23 protein-coding genes are annotated in these 25122 nt (G+C 37.4%); 16 read left to right on the top strand and 7 right to left on the bottom strand.

Going from position 1 to position 25122, the window contains the following annotated elements; genetic code table 11:
• Positions 1–15: 15 nt before the first annotated feature.
• The 4 genes from BUC06_RS05040 to BUC06_RS05025 all read left to right on the top strand — a co-directional run bounded on the left by BUC06_RS05040 (position 16) and on the right by BUC06_RS05025 (position 3421).
• Positions 16–732 (top strand): polyprenol monophosphomannose synthase, encoded by a 717-nt coding sequence (locus BUC06_RS05040; RefSeq protein ID WP_073330560.1) that lies wholly within the window; start codon positions 16–18, stop codon positions 730–732.
• Positions 705–1097, top strand: a complete 393-nt coding sequence (locus BUC06_RS05035) for a DUF4296 domain-containing protein (protein WP_228423621.1) — start codon at positions 705–707, stop codon at positions 1095–1097. The genes BUC06_RS05040 and BUC06_RS05035 overlap by 28 nt, the downstream gene beginning before the upstream one ends.
• Positions 1098–1165: 68 nt before the next feature.
• Positions 1166–2296 (top strand): tRNA guanosine(34) transglycosylase Tgt, encoded by a 1131-nt coding sequence (gene tgt / locus BUC06_RS05030; protein WP_073330557.1) that lies wholly within the window; start codon positions 1166–1168, stop codon positions 2294–2296.
• Between the two features lie 15 nt (positions 2297–2311).
• Entirely contained in the window at positions 2312–3421 is a 1110-nt protein-coding gene (locus BUC06_RS05025) for an LptF/LptG family permease (protein WP_073330803.1), read from the top strand.
• Here BUC06_RS05025 and BUC06_RS05020 read toward each other — a convergent pair.
• Positions 3415–4131, bottom strand: coding sequence for a biotin--[acetyl-CoA-carboxylase] ligase (locus tag BUC06_RS05020; RefSeq protein ID WP_073330554.1), 717 nt, complete (start codon positions 4129–4131; stop codon positions 3415–3417). The genes BUC06_RS05025 and BUC06_RS05020 overlap by 7 nt on opposite strands.
• A gap of 85 nt (positions 4132–4216) precedes the next feature.
• On the opposite strand from BUC06_RS05020, the gene rsfS reads away from it, so the two are divergent.
• From rsfS to BUC06_RS04975, 9 genes are all read left to right on the top strand, one after another.
• A complete protein-coding gene (gene rsfS / locus BUC06_RS05015) occupies positions 4217–4579 on the top strand; it encodes a ribosome silencing factor (protein WP_034700760.1) in 363 nt (120 codons plus the stop codon).
• Positions 4580–4601: 22 nt separating this feature from the next.
• Positions 4602–6617 carry an ATP-dependent zinc metalloprotease FtsH gene (ftsH, locus tag BUC06_RS05010; protein ID WP_073330551.1) on the top strand — a complete coding sequence of 672 codons (2016 nt, stop codon included), beginning with the start codon at positions 4602–4604 and terminating at the stop codon, positions 6615–6617.
• Positions 6618–6751: 134 nt separating this feature from the next.
• Positions 6752–7333 (top strand): LUD domain-containing protein, encoded by a 582-nt coding sequence (locus tag BUC06_RS05005; RefSeq protein WP_073330548.1) that lies wholly within the window; start codon positions 6752–6754, stop codon positions 7331–7333.
• A gap of 24 nt (positions 7334–7357) precedes the next feature.
• Positions 7358–8230, top strand: coding sequence for a phosphatidate cytidylyltransferase (locus BUC06_RS05000; RefSeq protein ID WP_073330545.1), 873 nt, complete (start codon positions 7358–7360; stop codon positions 8228–8230).
• A 4-nt stretch (positions 8231–8234) separates the two neighbouring features.
• The gene (locus BUC06_RS04995; protein ID WP_073330542.1) at positions 8235–8888 is read left to right on the top strand and encodes a phosphatidylserine decarboxylase family protein; all 654 of its coding nucleotides are present in this window, start codon (positions 8235–8237) and stop codon (positions 8886–8888) included.
• 505 nt (positions 8889–9393) lie between these two features.
• Positions 9394–10386: a helix-turn-helix transcriptional regulator gene (locus BUC06_RS04990; RefSeq protein WP_073330539.1), complete on the top strand. Its 993-nt coding sequence runs from the start codon at positions 9394–9396 to the stop codon at positions 10384–10386.
• A 91-nt stretch (positions 10387–10477) separates the two neighbouring features.
• A complete protein-coding gene (locus tag BUC06_RS04985) occupies positions 10478–10879 on the top strand; it encodes a transposase (protein ID WP_317041429.1) in 402 nt (133 codons plus the stop codon).
• A 3-nt stretch (positions 10880–10882) separates the two neighbouring features.
• Complete coding sequence (locus BUC06_RS04980; protein WP_073330533.1) at positions 10883–11200, top strand: transposase; 318 nt, start codon at positions 10883–10885, stop codon at positions 11198–11200.
• Positions 11201–11432: 232 nt separating this feature from the next.
• On the top strand, positions 11433–13235 hold the full coding sequence (locus BUC06_RS04975; protein ID WP_073330531.1) for a hypothetical protein: 1803 nt from the start codon (positions 11433–11435) through the stop codon (positions 13233–13235).
• A gap of 54 nt (positions 13236–13289) precedes the next feature.
• On the opposite strand, the gene BUC06_RS04970 is transcribed toward BUC06_RS04975, so the two are convergent.
• From BUC06_RS04970 to BUC06_RS04955, 4 genes are all read right to left on the bottom strand, one after another.
• Positions 13290–13637: a DUF1801 domain-containing protein gene (locus tag BUC06_RS04970; RefSeq protein WP_073330528.1), complete on the bottom strand. Its 348-nt coding sequence runs from the start codon at positions 13635–13637 to the stop codon at positions 13290–13292.
• 26 nt (positions 13638–13663) lie between these two features.
• Positions 13664–15496, bottom strand: a complete 1833-nt coding sequence (locus BUC06_RS04965) for an ABC transporter ATP-binding protein (protein WP_073330525.1) — start codon at positions 15494–15496, stop codon at positions 13664–13666.
• 189 nt (positions 15497–15685) lie between these two features.
• Positions 15686–16606: a M28 family peptidase gene (locus BUC06_RS04960; RefSeq protein ID WP_073330799.1), complete on the bottom strand. Its 921-nt coding sequence runs from the start codon at positions 16604–16606 to the stop codon at positions 15686–15688.
• Between the two features lie 254 nt (positions 16607–16860).
• The gene (locus BUC06_RS04955; protein ID WP_073171317.1) at positions 16861–17250 is read right to left on the bottom strand and encodes a DUF4293 domain-containing protein; all 390 of its coding nucleotides are present in this window, start codon (positions 17248–17250) and stop codon (positions 16861–16863) included.
• Positions 17251–17395: 145 nt separating this feature from the next.
• Between BUC06_RS04955 and rho the strand changes: the two genes are divergently transcribed.
• Complete coding sequence (gene rho, locus BUC06_RS04950) at positions 17396–19261, top strand: transcription termination factor Rho (protein ID WP_073330522.1); 1866 nt, start codon at positions 17396–17398, stop codon at positions 19259–19261.
• 327 nt (positions 19262–19588) lie between these two features.
• Complete coding sequence (locus BUC06_RS04945; RefSeq protein ID WP_073330519.1) at positions 19589–20185, top strand: superoxide dismutase; 597 nt, start codon at positions 19589–19591, stop codon at positions 20183–20185.
• A gap of 152 nt (positions 20186–20337) precedes the next feature.
• Here the strand turns inward: BUC06_RS04945 and BUC06_RS04940 are convergent, their stop codons facing one another.
• Together BUC06_RS04940 and BUC06_RS04935 are read right to left on the bottom strand one after the other, a co-directional pair.
• Positions 20338–20757 carry a DUF6146 family protein gene (locus BUC06_RS04940; protein ID WP_073330516.1) on the bottom strand — a complete coding sequence of 140 codons (420 nt, stop codon included), beginning with the start codon at positions 20755–20757 and terminating at the stop codon, positions 20338–20340.
• Positions 20758–20812: 55 nt separating this feature from the next.
• Positions 20813–22000 carry an endonuclease/exonuclease/phosphatase family protein gene (locus BUC06_RS04935; protein ID WP_073330513.1) on the bottom strand — a complete coding sequence of 396 codons (1188 nt, stop codon included), beginning with the start codon at positions 21998–22000 and terminating at the stop codon, positions 20813–20815.
• Between the two features lie 245 nt (positions 22001–22245).
• Here BUC06_RS04935 and BUC06_RS04925 point away from each other — a divergent pair, with 245 nt between their 5' ends.
• Positions 22246–25122: a carboxypeptidase-like regulatory domain-containing protein gene (locus tag BUC06_RS04925; protein ID WP_073330507.1), complete on the top strand. Its 2877-nt coding sequence runs from the start codon at positions 22246–22248 to the stop codon at positions 25120–25122.

Genomic DNA, 25122 nt, shown 5'->3' with positions numbered 1-25122 from the left:
TCTTTGCAAACTGAAATGAAAAAACTCGTCATCATCCCTACTTATAACGAAAAGGAAAATATTGAAAATATTATTTCCGCGGTTTTTGCATTGGAGGATGACTTTCATATTTTAGTTGTGGATGACTCTTCTCCGGACGGAACGGCAGAGATTGTTAGAAGACTGCAAAAAACCTTTCCTCATTATTTACATCTGTCAGTAAGGCATGTAAAAGACGGTTTGGGAAAGGCATATATTCATGGATTTAGATGGGCTATTGAAAATCAGTATGACTATATTTTTGAAATGGATGCCGATTTTTCACACAATCCGAATGATCTGCCAAAACTTTTTGAAGCTTGTCTGAATGCCGATATGGCCATAGGATCAAGGTATTCTAAAGGGGTCAATGTAGTCAACTGGCCGATGGGCAGAGTGTTGCTTTCTTATTTTGCTTCTAAATATGTAAGATTTATTTTAGGCCTTCCTATTCATGATACGACCGCAGGTTTTGTCTGTTTCTCCAGAAAAGTACTTGAAGAGATAGGATTGAATAATGTGAAATTAAAAGGATATGGCTTCCAGATCGAAATGAAGTTCAGAGCTTTTAAAAAAGGTTTCAAAATTGTAGAAGTTCCTATTATATTTACCAACAGGATTTTAGGAGAAAGCAAAATGAATGGAGGAATTATTCATGAAGCGGTATTTGGAGTTTTAAATTTAAAATGGAAATCAATAATCAACAGATTATGAGAAAGCTGGTCTTCATTTTCGTTATGCTTTGCATGTTCTCATGCGGCGACTATATCGACAAACCCAAGAATTTGATCGAGCCGGACGCTATGGCTGAAATCCTGGCTGATCTTACCATTACAGATCAGGCTGTCGTTATCTATCAGAACAGAAACTTAGAAGCAGGAACAAGATTTGTTCTTAAAAACCACAACGTCAAATCTGAAGACTTTATCAATAGCTTTCAATATTATGTCATCAAAGATAAGATGAAAGATATTGCAGAAGACGCACAGAAAATTGTATTAAAGAAAGACCCGAAAGCAGAGAAATATGTCCGGGACAAGTTGAAAAACGTTGGAAGTACTCCTGTTTTAGACAAATAATGATGAAGCAGAAACGTTTCTGTGAAGCAGCAGAATCGTTAATTGCGGTGAATTAAAAGAATATACGAATGAAATTTTTTAATATAGAAAAAACCTCTGAAGGAAAAGCGAGAGCGGGAGAGATCACCACAGACCACGGTAAGATCCAAACGCCCATCTTTATGCCTGTGGGAACAGTAGCAAGTGTAAAAACAGTTCACCAGAGAGAATTAAAAGAAGACATTAAAGCTCAGATTATTCTGGGTAATACCTATCATCTGTACCTTCGTCCTACCATGGATATTATGCAGAAAGCAGGAGGCCTGCATCAGTTTATGAACTGGGATCTTCCTATCCTTACCGATTCAGGAGGTTTTCAGGTGTTTTCACTTTCCAAAAGCAGGAAAATGTCTGAAGAAGGAGTGAAGTTCAAATCCCATATTGATGGAAGTTATCATATGTTTACCCCTGAGAAATCAATGGAAATTCAGAGACAGATCGGAGCAGATATTTTTATGGCTTTTGATGAATGTACTCCTTATCCTTGCGAATACAATCAGGCTAAAACATCTATGGAGCTTACGCACAGATGGTTAAAAAGATGTATCGACTGGACAGAAGAAAATAAAGAGATTTACGGACATAAACAGAGACTTTTCCCGATCGTTCAGGGTTCTACCTATTCAGATTTAAGAAAAATTTCAGCTGAAGTCATTGCTGAAGCAGGGGCAGAAGGAAATGCTATCGGTGGACTTTCTGTAGGAGAGCCGGAAGAGGAAATGTACAGAATCACAGATGAAGTGACGGATATTCTTCCAAAAGATAAACCAAGATACCTGATGGGTGTGGGAACACCTTGGAATATTCTGGAATCTATTGGTCTGGGTATCGATATGATGGACTGTGTAATGCCTACCAGAAATGCAAGAAATGCGATGCTTTTCACATGGCAGGGGGTGATGAATATGAAAAATGAAAAATGGAAAAGTGATTTTTCTCCTCTTGATGAATTTGGAACAAGTTTCGTAGACAGAGAATATTCAAAAGCATATTTACGCCACTTATTTGTTTCCAAAGAATATTTAGCCAAGCAAATTGCGTCTGTCCATAACCTTGCCTTTTATTTAGATTTGGTGAAAGTGGCCAGAGAACATATTGTAGCAGGGGATTTCTACGAGTGGAAAAAAACTGTGGTACCGGTTCTTAGACAGAGACTTTAAAATACAAAGATCATGATCAAAATTATAGACAGGTATATCATTAAAAAATATCTTGGAACCTTCAGTTTCATGCTGATATTGCTGTCTATAGTTGTACTTGTGATCGATGTTCAGCAGAAAATCCCAAGGATAGAAAATGCAAAAGCATTGGATCCGAAGCTGGATCTGATGTATTTTTTAATCCATTTTTATCCGTTCTGGATCATCAACCTTGTGGTAACATTTCTGGCGATCCTGGTTTTTATTTCCGTGATTTATTTCACCTCCAGAATGGCCAATAATACTGAAATTGTTGCCGTAATCAGCAGTGGAGCCAGTTTTCACAGATTTGCAAAACCTTACTTATACACCTCTGTTTTAATTGCATCGATATCCCTTGTGGTCACCCATATGGTACTTCCTTGGGCCAATATTAAAAAGAATGAACTGGAAGCTTATACCTATAACGCAGCCAACAAAGAAAAGATTCTGGGAACAGGTCCCGCATCTGCCCAGTTCAGTAAATCAGAATACATCTTCGTCAATTCATGGAATAAAAGAGAAACCAGAGGTTCCGGGTTTGTTTATCAGAAATTTGATAAAGACAGAAAGATGACCTATGAGCTGAAAGCATCTGAAGTATATTGGGATAAAGCTAAAAAACAGTTTATCTTGACCAATTATCTGGAAAAGACGATCAATAAAGATAACACAGAAAAACTGGGGAATGGGATTGAGTTGAGGAAGAGCTATGGGCATTCTCCTCAAGAACTTTTTCCGAACGAACTTCTTGGACAGAATAAAACCACTCCGGAACTTATCAAATTTATCGACAGAGAAAAAGAAAAAGGAAACAGTAATCTGAATTCCTATCTTAATGAGTTTCATCAGAGGACTTCAATGCCTGTCGCTATTATTATTCTGACCTTCCTTGCGCTGTCTCTTGCTTCTCAGAAGAAAAGAGGAGGTCTGGGAGTTAATCTTGCCATAGGGATTTCTCTTGCATTTGTTTTCGTTTTCTCTTTTGAAGCGTTAAAAGTGGTGTCTGAGAACAAAAGTTTGTCACCAGCTGTAGCTATGTGGTTGCCCAATATGGTTTTCTTCCCGCTTACATTATATCTATATCTTAAAAGAGCGAATCAGTAAAGGAGTTTGATCTCTTTATGGTAGAAAGGCTTGAGGCCGTCTTTTTCAAGTTCTATCCAGAGTTCTCCCTTTTCGTCAGCATTTCTGATAATGCCATTTTGTCTCTCTTTTCCAATTTCAAAGACAGATATTTCATCCTTTCGGAATAAATGAAGGTTAAACTGATCAATGATGTCCTGTTCAGAAGGAATCGTTTTTAGTTTTTCGGACAGATATTCATGCAGGTTGAATACAAAATCCTCAAGATCAAAAACCTGTCCGGTCTGCGTCAGAAGTGATCCGGCGTGTGATATTTCCTCAAATTGATCCTGCAGGACATTAAAGCCTGCTCCGATGATGAAATAATTATTTTGATTAATTTTTTTCTTTTCAATTAAGATCCCGACGATTTTTTTATTTTTAAGGATCATATCATTCGGCCACTTTATTTTTACGTCTTTATCAGTCAAATTGGCCAGATAATCCCGGATAACAACTGCGGTATAGTAATTGAATATAAAGTCTGTAAGCAGAATGTTTTTAGCCTTGACCGCCAAAGTATAGGCGACATTTTTTCCGGCGGCAGCTGCCCATGTATTTCCATATTGTCCGCGGCCCTTAGTTTGATTGAATGTAGAGACTCCAATAAAATCTGAATTTTCATAAAGTAAAAACTTTGAAACTTCGTCATTAGTAGAAGAGCACTCTTTTAAATAAAATAATTGATCCATTTAAGAAAACTTTAAGACTTTAAAGGGCTAAAAATAAGGCTAAAGTAAAAGAAAAACAATAAATTTGCAGATTATAGATATTTTAATGAATAAAACAGCAGAAAAGCAGGCACTAATAGATAAAATTGTTGAAGCCATCCAGGATGTAAAGGGGGAAGATATTATGATTTTCGATCTTTCGAAGATTGAAAACTCTGTAGCGGAAACTTTTATAATTTGTAGCGGAAACTCAAATACACAGGTTTCTGCATTGGCAGGAAGTGTAGAAAAGAAGGTAAGAAACGATCTTAAAGATAGGCCTTGGCATGTAGAAGGTACTGAAAACTCAATGTGGGTTTTGGTAGATTACGTAACCGTGGTAGTGCATATTTTCCAAAAAGAAGTGCGTGAGTACTACGATATTGAAGAACTTTGGGGAGATGCAGCTATTACCAAAATTGAAAATTAATTTTAAATTTTAAAAAGTATAAATGAACAATAAAGGATTCAACTGGTTTTTTCCAATTGCAATCGTGGCTCTTTTGTTATTTTTCGGTTCCAATTTTTTAGGAGGCGACAGTGCAAAATCTATTGATGAGGATGCTTTCTTTAGGGAAATGCAGGCAGGAAAGGTCCAAAACGTTATAATATACAAAGATACAGAGAAAGCTGATGTTTTCCTGACAAAAGCAGCAAAGACAGCCATGGTCAGTAAAACGGCCAATCAGAGCAATCCTCTTTCTGCGTTCGATATGGCTCCAAAAGCAGATTTTTCTGTAAAATATGGAGATCTTCAGCTTTTCCTTCAAAAATTTGATCAGGTAAAAGCCGCAGACGCTAATATCAAAACGACAAAAGATTACGGAGCTGGTAAAAACCCGTTCATGGATATCTTGGTGTCAGCTTTGATATGGATCGCGATCTTAGGACTTTTCTACTTCCTTCTTTTCAGAAAGATGGGCGGTGGCGGAGGGCCTGGCGGACAGATTTTCTCAATCGGGAAATCCAAAGCCAAGCTTTTTGACGAAAAAGAAAGAATTCAGGTGACATTTAAAGATGTTGCAGGTCTTGAAGGCGCTAAAGAAGAAGTACAGGAAGTGGTAGATTTCCTTAAAAACTCTGAAAAATATACCAAACTGGGAGGTAAGATTCCTAAAGGGGTGCTCTTGGTAGGCCCTCCGGGAACCGGTAAAACGTTATTGGCTAAAGCTGTTGCAGGGGAAGCCAAAGTACCGTTCTTCTCCCTTTCAGGTTCGGATTTCGTAGAAATGTTCGTTGGGGTAGGTGCTTCAAGAGTAAGAGACCTTTTTGCTCAGGCAAAAGCAAAATCTCCGGCAATCATCTTTATCGATGAGATTGATGCTATCGGACGTGCAAGAGGAAAGAATAACTTCTCAGGCGGAAACGACGAAAGAGAAAATACGCTTAACCAGCTTCTGACAGAAATGGATGGTTTCGGAACAGACGTTAACGTAATCGTAATGGCCGCTACCAACAGAGCTGATATCCTTGATAAAGCTTTAATGAGAGCAGGACGTTTTGACCGTTCAATTTATGTAGACCTTCCGGAATTACATGAAAGAAGAGAGATTTTTGATGTTCACTTGCTGAAAATCAAATTAGATGATACGGTAGACAGAGACTTCTTAGCGAAACAAACTCCTGGATTCAGTGGAGCTGATATCGCTAATGTATGTAACGAAGCAGCATTGATTGCAGCCAGAAATAGCCATACTTCAGTAACGAAACAGGATTTCCTTGATGCGGTAGACAGAATCATCGGAGGTCTTGAGAAAAAGAATATGGCCATCAAACCTTCTGAGAAAAGAAGAGTTGCTTATCATGAAGCAGGTCACGCTACGATCTCATGGTTGGTAGAACATGCAGCACCACTTTTAAAAGTGACGATCGTTCCAAGAGGACGCTCTCTGGGTGCAGCCTGGTATCTTCCGGAAGAAAGACAGTTAACTACTACGGAACAGATGCTGGACGAATTTTGTGCAACTCTGGGAGGTAGAGCAGCAGAGCAGGTGATTTTTAATAATATTTCAACAGGAGCATTGTCTGACCTAGAATCTGTAACGAAAAGAGCGCAGGCTATGGTTACTGTTTATGGTTTAAGTCCTACTATAGGTAATATCTCTTATTATGACAGCTCGGGACAGTCTGAATATAATTTCGGAAAACCGTATTCTGAGGAAACTGCCAATAAGATTGATGTTGAGATTAAATCCATTATTGAAAATCAGTATGAGAGAGCAGTTCAGATTCTTACTGAAAATAAAGATAAGCTTGATGCTTTAGCAAATAAGCTTTTAGAAAAAGAAGTGATTTTCCGTGAAGATCTTGAAGACATATTTGGTAAAAGAGCATGGGATCCTGAGTTAACAGAAAGACCTGTGACCAGTACGATTTCTACCGCGAAAGAACCGGATGAGCAGATTCTTATTAAAGACAAGGAAGAAGAAAGTGAAATTCAGGCTCCGGAAAGCCCGACTCAACTTTAAAATACTTCAAAAACATACTAAAAAAAACCTGACAGTCTTAGAATTGTCAGGTTTTTTCATATTTAAACACACATTTTTAGAATCTATTGTATTTATTTTCTATTTTTGTATAACGTGACTAAAAATAGATTAAGTTGAATTTATTCAAGAGGATTGTAAGCAAACTTACCAACCAGCCTGAGGAAGAAGAAAAACAGAGCCTGGAAAAACTCGGGGACTCGCTGAAAAATGCGGATCTTGACTATAAGTTTGCGCAATTGTTTACGCATTCAGGGGGATTTTTTAATTATTGTGCAGATGAAGCGGAGGCTCTACAGACCTTAAATCAAATTGTCAAAATAGAAGGAATCGGTAATGTATTTTGCTGGGACAAGGAGCTTCAGAGCTTTTTGAATGTAGTGAAAGTACCTTATACTTCAGAAATGGAGCATGCCAGTGATGCTGCCTTTATTACTTGTGAATATCTTATTGCCTATGACGGAAGGATTATGCTTTCGCATAACAATATTCTTCATTACCATTCTTCAAGACTGCCTGGTAAAATCATTATCATGGCCAATGTTTCACAGATAGTGAACAACCTTAATGATGCGATGGGAAAAATAAAAAGAAACGGGAATATCAAAAATCTCACTTCCATTAGCGGAGGCCAGTCAAGTTTAGACTCTGCTTCTCATACGAATACAAAACTCTTTTTATTGCTGCTTGAAGATTAAGCATCCACTTATAAATTTTACATTTTGGACAAAAACCTCATTCAAAGAACCATTTCAGGACTTGTTTACGTTGCCGTTATCATTCTTTGCACCACACCGCTGGGAGCCCAGCTGATCAACCGGATCCATCCGGACCTTATCAGGCAGGAATATCTTTATTTCGCGCTGATAAGCCTTCTGCTACTGGTAGGTACATGGGAATGTATCAAGATCATGAAATTCGGGAAAGGCTATGAAAAATGGATCGTACTCCCACTGGTTATTTTTATTTATTACGTTTTCTCCAAAAGATATTTCCACCACGACTTCTTTTTCGACTTCAGACTGAATGAAATACTCGCTATTTCTCTGATCGCGATTGCCGTGGTTACTTTATTCAAATATCCCAACGAATTATATTACGACAGCGGAAAGCTGATTTTTACGGTTATTTACGTTGCATTGCCTTTCAGCTTTGCATTAGGCTTGCCTAAGTTTTCCAGTTTTGAAGGAACATTCTCACTGGAAGTACTTTTCCTGTTTATCCTGATCTGGAGCAGTGATACCTTTGCGTATCTTACCGGCAAGTTTTTCGGAAAACATAAAATGGCGCCTAAAATCTCTCCAAAAAAGACCTGGGAGGGATATGCCGGGGGCGTTGTCTTAACATTGGTTTTATCTTACTTTATAGAACATTACCAGCCTGAACTTCGCGGGAACTGGATGATGGTAGGTTTTCTGGTAGCAGCATTTGCTCCGCTGGGAGATCTTGTAGAGAGCCAGCTTAAAAGAAATTTCGGCGTAAAAGACAGCGGAAACATTATTCCGGGGCATGGAGGAGTATTGGACAGACTGGACAGTTTTTTAATTTGCGTTCCTGTCGTATATTTGTACTTTATTTTAGAAAAATTTATTTAATCTCATGAAACTACATAAGGAGTCAAAAGGAACGATTACCGTAGCAACGATACTGTTTATTATCATCAGTGTGCTGGCTATTTATTTTCTTAAAATGTGGTCGTTACTGATCATTATGCCATTATTGGTTATTTACAGTTTAGTGTTTTGGTTCTTCAGGGTTCCTTTACGTGATATTTTGGAACACAGAGAAAACGTTATTGCTCCTGTAGACGGGAAAGTAGTAATGATCAAAGAAGTGGATGAAACTGAATTTCTGAAAGGGAAAGCCATTCAGGTTTCGATCTTCATGTCTCCCCTGAATGTTCACATCTGCAGATATCCGGTTTCCGGAAATGTGATCTACAAAAAGTATCATCCGGGTAAGTATCTGGTGGCATGGCATGAAAAATCATCTACAGAGAATGAGAGAACGACCGTAGCCATTAAAACACCTACCAATCATGAAGTGGTATTCAGACAGATTGCAGGATATGTGGCCAGAAGGATTGTTTTCTACTGTAATGAAGGGGATCAGGCTAAAGCGGGACATGAATTCGGATTTATTAAATTTGGCTCGAGAATGGACGTTTTCCTGCCTTTGGATACAGAGATCATTTGTAAAATCGGAGATATTACAAAAGGAGGTCTGGATGTGATTGCCAAAATGAAAGAGTAATACCAATACAATTAAAATATAAAAAGGAGAAATTAAGTTTTCTCCTTTTTTCGTTTTAATCATTTCCGAAAACCGTGATAGGCCGTTATTGCGGTTTTATTGCTAAAGGATATGGTTTTTTATGAAATACCATATATTAAGAATAGTTGAGATTTCTGGTTTATAATAATTGCAGTACTTCGTGGAAAATTATTAAATTACATTTTTGCAATTTAATATTCTATGCATAATATTTTTTTAAATTATTAACATTATCTGACAGTTAACATAAATTTTTTTGCGTAATTATGCTGAAAAATTATACGAGTTATCAGTCTTTTTAAAGACTGATTATACTATCAAAAAACACACCTCTTCACGATTTTTATTCACAATAGTTAACAGGCGAATTCCCACGTTCTGAAACCATCTGTTTAATTTGATGTGCATTAATATGAATTCAGAATACTTTGCTTGTACGTAAAGCAACCTGAGCATTATCTAAAAAAAAATAAAATAGAATACGATGATTTTTAAATTTTTCTTTCGGATGATAGGGGATGAGGCAGAAAAAATGCACGATAAGGATGAACGCAATTATCTGAACCTTATCAATAAATATCTTCTTTTTCTCTTTCTGTTATTTTTATTTTACTCCATATTTATCGTGATTTTTTTTGGAGATGCTTTAATCTCAACATTTCTTACGATCATTACGCTTTTTTGGCTGTATTTAATGGCTGTAGAGGGAAAGACCAACAGGTTTAAAAAGACACTTAAAACAAGTGTTATATTCGTTTTTGTCCTCTTAATATTTATTGTCAGTTTTTTTCACATCTATACTTATAAGAATGCAGGGGTAGAATATTTTTATTTTTCACTTTTGTTTGCTATTCCTTTCTTTTTCAATTATAAAGAAGATTTCTATTCAATTCTTTTTCTGGCTTTGATTATTAGTGTCAACTTTATTACCTGTTTATATTTTGATTTCGATTTTCTGCCTAAAAGCAAATTTTTCCGGCAGGAAGACTTTATAACAGTGAAACTCCTGAATATATTGTTTTCCATTATATCATTTGTGATGGACATTTCATTTGTCACTCAGAAAGATGACCTGATTTACGGACTTATTGAAGATACCAGAATGAAGGATTCTACCATAGAAGATCTGCAGAAAACCAATACAGAACTTCTCAAACAACAAATGCTCATTCATCATCTTACAGAAGAAAACATACGCGAAATCTATCATCTCGCAGAAACCAATTCTCCACTGTTTTTTGATAAGTTTCAGGTCTTTTTCCCGCATTTTATTCCGGCCATATTAGCCAATAATCCAAATCTTATTGATTCAGAATTGTACTTCTGTGCCCTCATGAAAATTGATTTTGACACAAAGAAAATTGCCCAGTGTACAAACAGCAGTATAAGAGCGGTTGAAAGTAAAAAGTACAGAATCCGGAAGAAACTGAATATTCCTTCTGACACAAATATCAACAGTTTTATCCTTAAAATATAAATTTTTTACATAGGTGAGTAGTATTACGTATATAGACGCACATTAGTTTTGTGACGTTGTTGTTACTTTTGCTGCACGTATGAATTTAAAAGTGATACATATAGGAAGTTTAGTGAAGGCAAAAGCAGAAGAGCTCAGGATATCTCCTGAAAGAATCACTAATTTTTTAAACTGTACTGAAGATGAAATAGAAGCGATGTATGAGCAGGAATACATGGATACTGATAAACTCTTGAGATGGAGTAAGCTTCTTCGGTATGATTTTTTTAGAATTTACACTGGTCATCTTATTTTGTACGCACCTCCGTCCAAAACTGACAGAGTGATTAAGATAAGAGATTCCCATCTTGAATTTAGAAAAAGTATTTATACAGAGGAAGTTAAGATTTTCATACTTGATAAGATTATTACAGGGCAAATGACGGTCGCTGAAGTGATTACAAAATATAAAATTCCTAAAACAACCCTTTATAAATGGATTAAGAAAGCATAGGTGATGCCAGATTTTAAAATGATTTATACAGATATCATCACCGAAAAATTTCCGGAAAAAATGGATAGTCCCGTGATCCGGAATAAACTGGATGCTTTGCATACAGCGGTTGATGTGTTGAAGTTCAATATATTGATCTTTGGCGAGCCGGAATATACTGTTTTATCTAAAAGTCAAAAACTTCGTTCCTATGATGAACCGTCAATCCTTGAGATTCTGGATTATCAAAGCAAAAATAAACTTACCAATACTGAAACTGGCAATCATTTCAAAATCAGCAGAAATACCATTGCAAGATGGAAGACTCTGTTTAAATCATAATCCTTTTCTTTTATTCTTTTTTAATAGTTTTTAATTTTAAATCTGAAAAAATTAAATTCAGATGATCTCCTATTATTTTACATGAATGTTTTAAAGTGTTGATTTAAAGTGAGTTTTACTACTCACGCGTAATATTGCGTAGTTTTTTTTAAACGGAAAAATAATTTGGTATAGTAATTTTGCACTGGATGAAAAATCCATTCAAAACATAACAAACATAATTATTTCGAAAATGATGAACACAAATTTTACAACAGAAAAAATCAAGGTTTTGCTTCTGGCTTTGCTTTTGGTTTTTGGACAGTTCTATTCACAAACTAATAATGGTGCAGTAGGGATTAATACCTCTTTACCCAATACCAATTCTGTTTTAGATGTAGTTTCAGGGGGTAATAATAAAGGAATACTTATTCCCCGCCTTACTGAAGCCCAAAGAGATGCAATAGTTATTAATAAGCCTAAAGATGATGGTCTTACCATTTACAATACTACTGAAGACTGCTTTAACTACTGGAGTTTTGCTGACGATGAATGGAAAAGTGTCTGCGGACAATTGGGAAAAGCCGTGTTTACCGTTGACTGTTCCAATACCAAAGCTATGGGGGCTTATGTAAAAGGCAGGGAATTAACCACCTCAAACTACCTTAGTATTTCTGTAAACGTAACTAAAGCAGGGAATTATACCATCTCGGGAACGACTCCCAACGGATATAATTTCTATGGAACAGGCACTTTTCTTAATACAGGAGTGCAAACCATCCAGATCGCAGGTCAGGGTACCCCTGTCAATATTCAGACGGATAACGTATCCCTTAATGCCAACGGAATTGATGTGACCTGTACACCAGCAGTATCGATAACTATTCTCAGTCCGGCAGGAACTTATACGATGAGTTGTGGGAGTGCGGTACCTAATGGAGTATATAAAGTGGGAACAGCTCTTAACTCTTCCAATACGATTACATTGCCGGTCAATGTTTCTTCATTGGGAAGTTATACCATGACAACCAATACGGTAGATGGAATTTCATTCAGTGGCTCCGGAACATTTACTGCGACGGGAAATCAGAATGTAACTTTAAATGGTACAGGAACACCATCTTCCACAGCTGTAAAAACATTAACCATTACTTCTGATAGTCAGGGAGGCGTTTCTACAACATGTAATGTAAGCATCATTGTTGTGATTCCCAGGAAAACAGTGCTTCATATAGGATTGGAAACGGCTTATGGATACAGTGCTTTTACAGGACCTTCAAGAAGCCTGATGGATTCTCCTGCCAATTTTGGAACTACAGCCTCAAGCATCGTAAAATATGAAGGTTTTACCCATACCTCTTTAGGGAGCTCACCTTCTTCGGCTGCACTGCAGACAGCTCTGAATAATAAGCCGGATATTGTCATCATTGGATATAATTATACTCCTAATGCTACTGACGCCGGATATATTGCTTCTTATCTTAATAAAAAAGGGATCGTCATTGCTTTGACTGATGATACAGGAACTGCACAGAACTTATTCAGAGGAATATTTTCAGATCCTACCATTTCAGCTTCCTATGGAGGAGGGGCAGGATCAGTATATGCTCTTGCGAATACGGATGATCCGATACTTAACGGTCCTTTTGGAGATGTAAGAGGAAAAAACTGGGGTGAAGATGCTTCTACAACAGTTGGAATGTCAGGTCTTACAAGCGGATTTATTCCTTACAGTTATGCGCAGCCTATTAACAGTACAACAGCAAGAACCGGTCTTTCCGGATTGAGAAGCAGCAATCTGAACTTTATTTGGTTTGGTGACGGTGGCTTCTTAAGTAATGAAAATGCGAATGGTAGTCCTTATCCAAGCAACACGATAGAGCCTTTCGTAGCACCAAGTTCAGGAGGATTTTTTCCTGTGCAGAAAGCAGCGTATGGATATGCAGGAAACGGGTTTGCTATAGGAGGAATGCAGGTACAGAATTCTATATTATTCGCGAATATGATTGCGTGGGCCGTAAAGCAGGCAGAATTCAGCGGAATTAACACACAATAATGGAAAAATAGTTTTTAAAGATGACTGCGGCATGGTGAAACCATGTCGCAGTTTTTATTTTATATGCTTCTTAACCTCTTCTGTAAGGTTTAAAATTATCTCAACAGGAAGATCTTCTTCCATATCGATCAGAAGTATTTTAAACTTTTTTCTGCCATCCTGAATCAATAGAGGGTGATCAAGTCTGTCCCCATGATAAAAACTTACATAATGCTGTTTATATTTTTTACTGTAATAGAGGTAGCACAGCATTTTCTTTTTATACTTAAAAAAAGGAAGTCCGAAACTTAATGTTTCAGTAATATACTCTGTATCGGATTCCAGGATCTTTTGGCGTAAAAACAAAAGAGTACTTCTTTCAGGCTCGTCGATTCTGTAGAAGTACTCTTGTATGGGATTCATTGAATTGAATTTAATTCATCAAATGATTAGTCAAAGTTCTGAAGTTCCACAAGTTTGTGGTACATTCCTTTCTTAGCGATAAGGTCGTGATGGGTTCCTTGTTCCACTACGATTCCTTTTTCCATGACCACAATCCAGTCTGCTTTCTGGATCGTTGACAATCTGTGGGCAATAACAAGAGAAGTTCTGTTTTCCATCATTTTATCCAAAGCATCCTGTACAAATCTTTCAGATTCCGTATCCAGGGCAGAAGTAGCTTCATCCAGGATCATTACTGGTGGATTTTTCAATACAGCTCGTGCAATAGAAACTCTCTGCTTCTGGCCTCCTGAAAGCTTATTCCCGTCATCACCGATATTAGAATCATACCCTTCCGGAAGATTGGTGATGAAAGAATCGGCATTGGCGATTTTGGCCGCTTCAACTACTTCCTCTTTCGTAGCCTCAGGCTTACCCATCAGGATGTTATTGTATATTGAATCATTGAATAATACAGATTCCTGAGTTACCATTCCAAGAAGCTGGCGGTATTCTTTTAATTTTAGATGTTTGATATCTACGCCATCAATTAAGATTTGGCCCTCATTTACGTCATAGAATCTAGCCAGAAGGTTGGCGATAGTCGTTTTTCCACTTCCACTCTGTCCTACAAGGGCAATCGTCTTTCCTTTCGGAATGATCAGTGAGAAATTCTTAAGGATAACATTGTCTTTATCATAATAGAATCCAATGTTTTTGAATTCAATCTGGTTGCTCAATGTAGAGATAGAAACCGGCTCTGCGATTTCTTCTACTTTTAAATCATAATCAAGAACTTCCGCTACTCTTTCCAAACTTGCCATACCTCCCTGGATAGAAGAGATCGCACTGGAAAGTTTTTTAGCAGGATCAAGAATCTGGAAGAACATCCCGATGAACACCAGGAAAGCCTGAGGTTTCATCGTCTGGTCCTCTAAGATCTGGGTTCCTGCATACCACGTAATGATAAGAATGGTAATAGAACCAAGGAATTCGCTCATAGGAGAGGCCAATTCTCTTTTTCGGCTCATATCTATGGCGAAGTTCTGCCAGTTGGTTGTTGTTTCGTTGAATCTGTTCTTAAGAATCTTATCTGCATTAAAGATCTTGATTACTTTAGACGATTTTAAAGTTTCGTCTACCAGCGAAAAAAGATTTCCAAGCTCTGCCTGAGCATAATGAGCCTGTTTTTTTAAGCTTTTTCCTGTCCATGAGATCAGCAAGCCCATCACCGGGAAAACGACCAGTGAAAAAAGGGTCAGCTGAGGAGACAGTAAAAATAATGCGATCAGTGAAGAGATGATCATGAACGGAGCATTGATGATATCTACCAATACCCCCATGATGCCGCCTTCCACACCTCCGATATCATTGGAAATTCTGGACATCATATCTCCCTTTCTCTGTTCTGTAAAGAAAGAAACAGGAAGCTGAAGAAATTTATTATACATTGCAGTACGCAGATCTTTGGTAATCCCCACACGGTAGTTCACCAATAAAAAAGACCCGATATATCTGAAAATATTTCTCAGTAAAAATGAAACCCCTGTGATTGCACACAGCACTGCAAGTACCTGAACAGCACCATGCTGATCAATTTGTATCTGTACAAAGTAATACGCTTTATCTTTTATATAATTAAAATAGGTACCCAGTTCGCCATTCCATATCGGCTCTCTTCCCTGTTTTTCAATGGTTCCGAACATCAGTCCCAAAATAGGAAGCATGGTTCCCACAGACAGGATGTTGAGTAAGGAGTAGAGTATGTTGAAAAACATACTTCCGAAAAGGTATTTTTGGTGCGGTTTCGCGAAATAAAGTATTCTTTGTAATGGTTTCATTCAATGAAAAATTGGATAGCAAAATTACGTAAAATTAAAGGAATAGACGTTCTTAATCCTGTTTTACTTTAATTAATATGTTTCAATTTGATCGGTTTTGTTACAAACACTTGCTTGATTTTTCATAGTTACAAATAGAATACGTATGAAAAAAACCGTCATTTCGACGGTTTTTATGATGGAAATTATTTAAAATTTTACTTTGTCATTATATTGGGGTGCAAAATTCTGAGGATTTAATTTCTCAAGAGTTTTTCCAACATTATTGATGATGCCTGTTAAATTATCAAAATCTACAACACTTACATCGTCACTTTCGTTATGGTAATGAGAAGCTTTCGTCATATCAACGGTCGAAAATGAGTGAGCGATAATCTTTTTCTTTACAAAACTTACATTATCTGATCTGTAGAATAATTTTTGAGTTGCGTAAGGATCAGGATTTATCTTTAGACCGTTCGCTGCATATTTATTGAAAAGTTCATCAAAATCAGAAAACTCGTCGCCAGTCATAAAAAGGGCATTTTTGCCAAACTGAGATTCGGTAGCCACCATTTCAAAATTGAAAAGTGCCGTCATATTATTATATACCTTATCTAAACTGGCATCTGTAGAAATAGCCCTTGACCCCAGCATTCCTTTTTCCTCCCCATTGAAAGCGATGAAAACCATGGAGAAGTCAGGTTTTTTATTTTTGAAATAATCCGCAATACCTGCTAAAGTGGCAATTCCACTTGCATCATCATCTGCGCCGTTGTAAATATTGTCTCCGGTTTTGTCGCTCATCCCAATATGGTCGAAGTGTCCTGAGAATCCAAGATACTTATCCGTTTTCCCTTTTTTTATACCACATACATTGTACACCTTTTTACCTTCATAGTCAAAAGGAATCAGGTAAGAGTTTCCTGTGCAGTATTCAAGATTGTTTTCCTTAAATAGCTTTGCGATGTATTCGGCTGCTTTGTCATTTTCAGGTGTTCCAATTTCACGGCCTTTCATTTCGTCTGAAGCCAGTGTTGAAAGGATCGTCTTTACTCTGTCCTTTGAAACTTCCTGTGCAAACGTACATACAGAGAAGAACGATAAGGCAATGTAGGTTAGTTTTTTCATTTTTTTAAATTTAGTAAGATCAGTCGTAGGGTTAATAGAAATGTTGCATAAACTTATATAAATTAATGTATATAATAACCATTCATAAGCTTTACACTGTTGAACGAAATTAAGAAAAATCATTTTAATATCCTTAAAAACTTATTCAGCTTTAGGGGGTTAAGGATCTGCTGAGATGTCTTCTTAAATCATTATCGCAAAAAAAAAACAGTCCCTTTCGGAACTGTTCTCACTCAAAAAAAATCGTTGTAAGGCTATCGAAGTCGGTCTACAGATTTTACGAGCCTCTCATCTCTGCGGATCAATACGTTTGCTATAAGCAGACAAATGACCGCGATCAATGGGAAAACCGGCTCAATACCCTTCTCAGGAATCTGAATTCCTCCGGATAAGTTGAGTAACCAGTACGCCAATACACCAATCAACAAAACGTTTATAATGATGCTGAATGTATTCAGCAAAATTTGTCTTTTTCTGTTTTTAAAGCTGAAAATACTTAATGCACCTGCCAAAACAAGGGCAATACAGCTTATATCTATCACCGGAATATTGCCAAAAACGTCAACATCCTGTCCTGTAACGAAAAGGGAAACAGCGGCTAAAACGGCCAGCAGAGTCCATATAGTCTGTATTCTCTGTAACATTGATTATTAAATACCTGGCAAAAATAACATAAATTTTGCACAATTCAAAAATTAGTGTAGATTTGCATTATACATATGTACTTGAAAATACAAGTCACCGGACTTACTTTTCTTACTCACAATTAATTACATTTTTACATTAAGTATGTTTAACATAGAAACGTTAAGGTCAAAATCCGTAACGGAACTGACTAAAATCTTAAAAGATTTAGGCGTTAAAGTTGCTAGAAACAGCAATGATAATGATAAGATCTTTGCCGTTCTTGACTTTCAGGCTTCTAACCCTAAAGTTGCAAAAGATTATTTCAACGCCACAGAAACCAGCATGGATACTGAAGAAAAACCGGCAGATAAACCTGCTAAGGCTCCTGTAAAAAAAGCAGCGCCTAAAAGACAACCTGCCAAGCCGAAAGCAGAAGTAAAAGCACCGGCAGAAGCGAAACCCCAGGCTGAAGAAACAAAAGTAGAGGAAAAGGTACCAGTCGCCGAAGAAATAAAGCAGGAAGAACCCAAAACTGAAACAGTTTCCGCTCCTGAAGAAAACAACTCAGCACAGGCTAAGAAAAAAAGAAAAAGAGTCGTTGCCAACACCGGTGATACAGAAACTCCACAAGAAAGAGCTGAAGCTCCTAAAAATGCAGAACCTCAGGAATCTGCTCCATCAGAAGAAAAGCCTGCTACTTCCCAACCTCAGGCCAGATCCCAACAAAAAGGACACAACAATCCGCAAAACAGCGGAAACCAAAATAAGAACCCTAATCAGCATCAAAACCAAAATCAGGGTCAGAGCCAAAATCCTAATCAACATCAGAATCAGAACCCTAATCAAAATCAGCACAGACAACATGCTGACAGAAATGAGGAGCATCATTCTGAACACAGAAAAGAATTCAGTTTTGACGGGATGGTAAGCATTGAAGGGGTTTTGGAAATCCTTCCGGATAACTACGGATTCCTTCGTTCATCCGATTTCAGCTATATCTCTTCTCCTGATGATGTCTATGTATCTACAGCACAGATCAGAAATTTTGGTTTGAAAACCGGAGATACGGTAAAAGGAATTGTAAGACTACCGAAAGAAGGTGAAAAATATTTTTCATTACTGAAACCTACGGAAGTAAACGGACGTGATCTTGCGTTCATCAAAGACCGTGTCGCCTTTGAATATTTAACTCCGCTTTTCCCTGAAGAGAAATTCAATCTTACCGGAAACGGATCTACCCTTTCAACAAGAATTGTAGATCTTTTCGCTCCAATCGGGAAAGGACAGAGAGCCATGATCGTTGCCCAGCCTAAAACAGGTAAAACGATGTTGCTTAAAGATATTGCCAACTCTATTGCAGCCAATCATCCTGAAGTATATATGATGGTCCTTCTGATCGACGAACGTCCTGAAGAAGTTACCGATATGGAAAGAAGTGTAAATGCAGAAGTTATTGCCTCTACATTTGATGAAGCAGCAGATAAGCACGTAAAAGTGGCTAACCTTGTTTTAGCAAAAGCCCAGAGAATGGTGGAATGCGGACATGATGTAGTGATCCTGCTAGACTCTATTACGAGATTAGCAAGAGCCTATAACACGGTTACTCCAGCATCAGGAAAGGTTCTTTCCGGTGGGGTAGATGCCAATGCGCTTCACAAACCGAAAAGATTTTTCGGGGCTGCCAGAAAGATTGAAGGCGGTGGTTCACTAACTATTATTGCTACAGCACTTATCGATACGGGTTCTAAAATGGACGAAGTAATCTTTGAGGAATTCAAAGGAACGGGTAACATGGAACTTCAGTTGGACAGAAAAATTGCCAACAGAAGAATTTATCCTGCGATTGACCTTGTATCTTCAAGCACCCGTAGAGATGATCTACTTTTAGATGAAGTTACTTCTCAGAGAATGTGGATCTTCAGAAAATATCTTTCTGAAATGAATCCTGTGGAAGCTATGGAATTTGTCAATAAAAACATCAGAGGAACTTTGAATAATGAAGAATTCCTGATGTCTATGAATAAATAGATTAAATTTAATTGTTAATAAAAAAGCACGGTGATCTGATCTCCGTGTTTTTTTGTGGTCTTTTCTAAGGGTTTGGATATTGAAATATTTAGGTTGCATTGTGATAGTGCTAAGTATTATGAGATTATATTCTTTTTTTTTAAATTGACTTTCAGAAGTGTTTTATACCGTGATAGCTGTCTTCTTCCCGGTCCCATCCTTTCCCTGTGAAAGTTTAATTCATTCTAAATCAGGATATCAATGTTAAAGATTTATTAAAGTAATCCCCAATATTTGATATTAGCTTAAATATTGGTTAAATTTGAATATAACATTAAAAATAAAATTATGTCATTTGAATTACCAAAATTAGGATATGCATATGATGCATTAGAGCCGACTATCGATGCAAAAACTATGGAAATCCATTATACAAAACATCACCAGGCTTATATTGACAATTTAAATAAAGCGATCGAAGGAACTGAATTAGCAGGAAAAACCATCGAAGAGATCTGCCAGACAGGAACTGACAAACCAGCAGTAAGAAATAATGGAGGAGGACACTTCAACCACTCGTTATTCTGGGAAATTTTAACTCCGGGCGGAAGCAATGAGCCTGTAGGAAATGTAAAAGCGGCTATCGACGCTTACGGTGGTCTTGAAAAATTCAAAACAGATTTTTCTGATGCTGCCAAAACAAGATTCGGTTCAGGATGGGCTTGGTTGGTTAAAAACGCAGACGGATCTGTGTCTGTTTCTTCTACACCAAACCAGGATAACCCATTAATGCCTGTTGCAGACGTTAAGGGAACTCCGGTTCTAGGATTAGACGTTTGGGAGCATGCTTACTATTTAAACTACCAAAACAGAAGACCTGACTATGTTTCAGCTTTCTTTAGTGTAGTCAACTGGGATAAAGTAGAGGAATTATTCAACAAATAATTTTCAGCTGTTATAAAAGTAAAAGGTTCAGAAGAAATTCTGAACCTTTTTTATTGCTATTTTAGTGTATAATAAGTTTTCATAACATAAGAAACAATGGCTTAAAATCGAATGATTATCCTGAATTTTCAGTTTTCTAATAGCTTCTTAGGTTATCTCATAGCATCACTTGCAGAAAGTCCGTTCATTTTCAGTCCATACTTCCAGCTTACATAAGCAAAAACCTGGTAGAGCTTGTATTCAAATTTGATCCCGTAGTTTTCTCGTGGGTTGTAATCTATTCCTGATTCTATGATATTCCTGTATTTTCCTGAATTGTAATAAGAATTCCATTCATTGACCAGAAATGTATTTTTTGTTTTCAGATAGGATTCTGAGTACTGGCTCATGGGTTTGGCTACAGCATTTAAAAAATAATCGAACTGGGTATCAATCACGGTGAGATCCCATTCGCCGTCATCATTTTTAGAAGGTTTCATTTCGGACTTTTCCTCATCTTTCTTAGGCGTATTTTGAGAAAAACAGCTGAAAGGAAGAAATGCGAGGATGAGGATAACGATGAGATTTTTCATGATAAAATAGTGATATAAAAAATAAGCACTCAAAATGAGTGCCTAAGTTGATTTTTTATGGTTCTTTCTGAAGAATAACAAATGCCGGGAAGTGGTCACTGTATCCTCCTGTAAACTGATCTCCGTTCCAGGATCTGAAAGGATAGCCTTTGTAATTTCCTTCTTTATTCACCAAATAGGCCGGAGCAAAGATTTCAGCTTTGTACACTGAGTATTCTTTTGTTACCTGATCGGATACTAAATTTTTAGAAACAATGATCTGGTCAAAAAGGTTAGGGGCATCCTGGTAAGCCAGTGAAGCAATACCTTTCTTATATAAAGGATACATTAAATTGAGATAAGGAGTCGTTTCGCTTAAATCCTTAGGACTTGCTACTGCTTTTAAATGGTTTTTTAAACTAGAACTTACGGGATCATCATTAAAGTCACCCATTGCAAAAAGTTTTGTGGAAGGATCTGCTGTTCTGATGCTGTCCATTTGCTGTTTCAATAACGCTGCTGCAGCATTTCTTTTAGGTAATGAAACGGCTTCACCTCCTCTTCTTGAAGGCCAGTGGTTCATAAAGAAAGCTACCTTTTCATTGTCAAGGAAACCTGTTACGACAAGGATATCTCTGGTGTATTCTCTTTTTCCGTCATCACCGAAAACTTTCAGTTCTTTCTTTAAAGAGTTGGTTACCGTAAATCTTCTTTTCTGATAGATCAGAGCTACATCAATACCTCTGTAATCATAAGAATTATAATGAACGATTCCGTAATCATATTTGGCAAGCGCAGGTTGTTTTACAAGGTCTTCGATTACCTGTCTGTTTTCTACTTCTATAAGTCCTACTACTGCAGGAGCTGTTTTGGTATATTGTGCCCCAAGTTCAGCAATTACTTTTGCTTCATTGGCAAGCTTGGCTTTATAAATTTTAGTATTATAATTTTTGCCGCTTTTTGGGGTGAATTCTTCAGAACCACTTTGGTATCTTACTGCTTTTTTACCCTTTAAAGCGCCGTCACTCCATTGTCCGTCATATTTTTCAGCTTCTAAAAACTGGATAGAATCAATCGGGATGCTTCTGTGAAAAGCGGGATTACGGATGTCTTTGGTACCATCAATATAATCGGCAGAACGTATAGTATCCCAAAGGTTTTCCACATTCAAAAAACCAACAGCAGCAACTTTTCGCAGTTTTCCCTGTTGTGCAAAAGCCATGATCGAAAAAACGATGGCCATAAAACTCATAAATCTCTTCATCCTCTAGAGTATTAAAATTATTTAAACGACAAATTTACTTTTTTTAATTCAACCCATTTTAAATATTTGTAAATTTAAAACAATATAAAATAATTCTCTTATATAATGAATCATAAAAGGTTGCCATGTTAAGAAAAAATAATGTTAAAAAAGTTGGAAATTCCAAATTTTGACTAAATTTGTGCCCCCAACTTTTAAACTGTTGAAAACTAATAAGAAAAGTATTAAAAAAAATAAATATACTCATGATTAAAAAACTATCATTAGTCTCTTTATTTACTTTACTTCCAGCTTCATTCTATTTTGCGCAGACTACTGTATTTGCGTATCTTAAGGATGCTGACGGAAAGCCTGTTGAAAGGGCAGAAGTAGATCTTAAAGGGAGTGAAAATGATGTAACGGCTGATAAAATTGGATACTTCCAGTTTGTAGATCTGCAGCCGGGCCATTATCAAATTATGATTACGAAACCAAACTTCGAAACGAAAGTGATGGAGTTTGACGTAGCGGATGAGAAAAGAAAGGATCTGGGAATTGTTACCCTGTATTCCAATCTTACAAGCGCAGATCAAGGTTTGGCGATTATAGACAACGATGATGATGACAGCAACAGCAGTGGACAAGCTTCTACGGTAGGATTGCTGCAATCATCAATGGATGTATTCAGCAGAATTGCTGCGTTTGATTTAGGATTTTACTGGTTCCGCCCGAGAGGGATCGACGGAAGAACCGGAGAGTCTATGCTGAACGGTGTTTCTATGGTGAAATCTGATAATGGTAATGTTGACTTCAGCAACTGGGGTGGACTCAACGAGATCACGAGATATCCGGAGATCGCATCTAACCATTCTCCGTCTGAATATGCTTTCGGTGGAAACAGCTCTGTGGTTTACAAAAACACGAAAGCAAGTGAGTATAGAAAAGGATTCCAGTTTACACAATCCTTAACCAACAGAAACTACAGAAACAGAACCTCTTTACGTTATACCTCAGGAATGAGCAAGAAAGGATGGGCATTTACTGTAATGGGAGCAAGAAGATGGGCAGAAGAAGGAATTCAGGAAGGAACTTTCTACGATGCTTATGGTGCTTATCTTGGTATAGAAAAGAAATTCAGTGACAGCCATACGATTACGTTCAATGCGATCGGTGCGCCATACAGAAGATCTACAGCCAGTCCAAGTACTCAGGAAGTTTATGACTACAGAGGAGTGCATTACAACTCTTACTGGGGATGGCAGGATGGAGAAAAGAGAAGCGAAAGAGTTCGAAGAGGATTCCAGCCGCTTTTCCAGGTTCAGGATTTCTGGAAAATCAATAAAAATTCCAGCCTTTGGACGACTGCATCTTACCAGTTTGGAAAAGATAAAGGTTCCCGTTTAGACTGGAATGGGGTGACCAATCCTTCTCCTACGTATTACAGAAACCTACCAAGTTATTCTATCAACAGTATTATTTATAATGCTACCAACAATACTCAATCTGATCCATTACAGTACGCAACTCTAATTGATGCTTACAATACAAGTTTGGCAAGCTGGCAGAATGGGGATCCTAATGTTACTCAGATCAACTGGGGACAGATCTATGCCAACAACCAAAAGAACGATGCAGCAGATCAGGCTGAAATGGCCCGTCTGTACGGGATATCCGGAAAGCGTTCTAAAATATATCTGGTAGATGATGTAAGTGACGATAAAATTTTCAACGCTGGTACACACTACACGTACAACTTTAATGACCGTACGAAGTTTATCATGAACGTATCTTATCAGAACTATAAATCTGAGCTTTACCGTGAAATGAAAGATCTTTTAGGAGGTGATTATGCTATTGGTGTAGACCCATTTAAAGAATCTGCTAAGCCTGGTTCTTCTGGATTATATAATACGTTGGATCCTAACGTTCAGTTGAGAGTAGGAGACCGTATGACGTACAACTATATCCTGAGAAGACAGGAAGCAAAGGTAAATCCGGGATTGAAATTCTCTACAGGTAATTTTGATGTATTTGTTTCTGCTATGGCGGGATATTCTTCTTCAAACAGAGAAGGTCTTTTCAAGCATTATTTATATGAGAATTCATACGGAAAAAGTAAAGATTACAATTTCTGGAACTTCGGTCTGAAAGGACAGGTTGTTTACCGTATCAACGGGCGTAACTTCTTGGTGTATAACGGAGCAATGTACAACCAGGCACCATTCCTGGAAGATTTATTTATCAATCCTAGAATTAATGCACTTGTAAATCCTAACATCAGAAGTACAGTATATACGGCCAATGATTTAAGTTATGTGATCAATACTCCTTTCCTTAAATTAAGAGCATCCGGATATCTTGTTGACACCCAGAATGAGACGAATGTACAGAGATTTTTTGCAGACGGAATTCAATTGAGCAGCACAAATCCTGACGGATCTGTTTCTCAGGTACAGAGTGCTTTCGTTACTCAGGTAATGTCCAATGTTGAGAAAAGAAATATGGGGGTTGAACTAGGGGTTGACCTGAAAGTTCTACCTACTTTATCTTTACAGGGACTTGCGAGTTTAGGAGAGTATACGTACAGAAATAATCCTGAAGTATACCTTGTTTCAGATGCCTCAGGAAGCAGTGTGACTTCTTTCGGAAAAGCTTATCTGAAGGATTATAAACAAGGAGGAACTCCTCAGCGTGCTTTCTCTTTGGGGTTCCGTTACAACAACCCGAAATACTGGTGGGTAGGTGCCAACTGGAATTATTTTGACAACAATTATCTGGATCCGGCTCCGGCTTTAAGAACGAATAACTTTATTCAGAACCCGTATTCAAGTACACCTTACCTGGGTCTTACCGATGGTCAAGTACGTGATATGCTGAAGCCTGTACAACTTCCTTCTGCATTTTTCTTAAATGCCAATGCAGGGAAATCATTCATGATTGGAAAGTATTACATCTTATTGACTGCTTCTGTGAATAACATCTTAAACAACAAGAGATTCATTACAGGAGGTTTTGAGCAAACGAGAGAAACGAAAGCGAAAGATTTTGCGGCAGACTATTACAGCCCTACACCTTCTTTCGGACCGAAATACTGGTACACTCAGGGACGTTCTTACTTTGTTAACTTACAATTCAGATTCTAA

The organism is Chryseobacterium carnipullorum, from assembly GCF_900142785.1.
GTDB lineage: Bacteria > Bacteroidota > Bacteroidia > Flavobacteriales > Weeksellaceae > Chryseobacterium > Chryseobacterium carnipullorum.
The sequence above is the reverse complement of the archived record's forward strand: the minus strand, read 5'-3'. Positions and strand labels throughout refer to the sequence as shown.